We start from the raw sequence: 360 nt of genomic DNA, 5'->3' as shown, positions 1-360 counted from the left end.
CTGAACCTTCACGATCATACGAACAACAAGAAGGTAAACTTCCGTACACTTTTTCTTCTGCACGTTTATTATCAGTATCGTGTCCAACCGCTATTACAGCGTTTTCTACATCATCCACTTTACTCTTTTTCTCATTCAATATGATATGTAAATTTTGTGTATTACTATCCCATTCAGCAGATTTTACGCCTTTTACACCATAAGCCGCTTTTTCTATACGATCTTTACATTGTCCACAATTTCCTTTTACATGTAAATCGTGTTTTGCATTTTTATTTTGTGCTTGTGCGCTAATTCCTAAAGTCGCAACCAAAGCAAAGGCTAATAATTTTTTCATTGTTTTATTATTTTTATTATTTT

General features: G+C 32.8%; 1 protein-coding gene. It reads right to left on the bottom strand.

Features of this window, described 5'->3' with window-relative positions; genetic code table 11:
- Nucleotides 1-337: heavy-metal-associated domain-containing protein (locus B4L98_RS13465; protein WP_291078486.1), on the bottom strand; the 337-nt coding region annotated here is incomplete at its 3' end.
- Between the last annotated feature and the right edge of the window lie 23 nt (nt 338-360).

The organism is Empedobacter sp. UBA5528 (assembly GCF_002426075.1).
In the GTDB taxonomy this organism is placed as follows: domain Bacteria; phylum Bacteroidota; class Bacteroidia; order Flavobacteriales; family Weeksellaceae; genus Empedobacter; species Empedobacter falsenii_B.
Note: the sequence above shows the minus strand (reverse complement) of the source record. Positions and strands in the feature narration are given on the sequence as shown.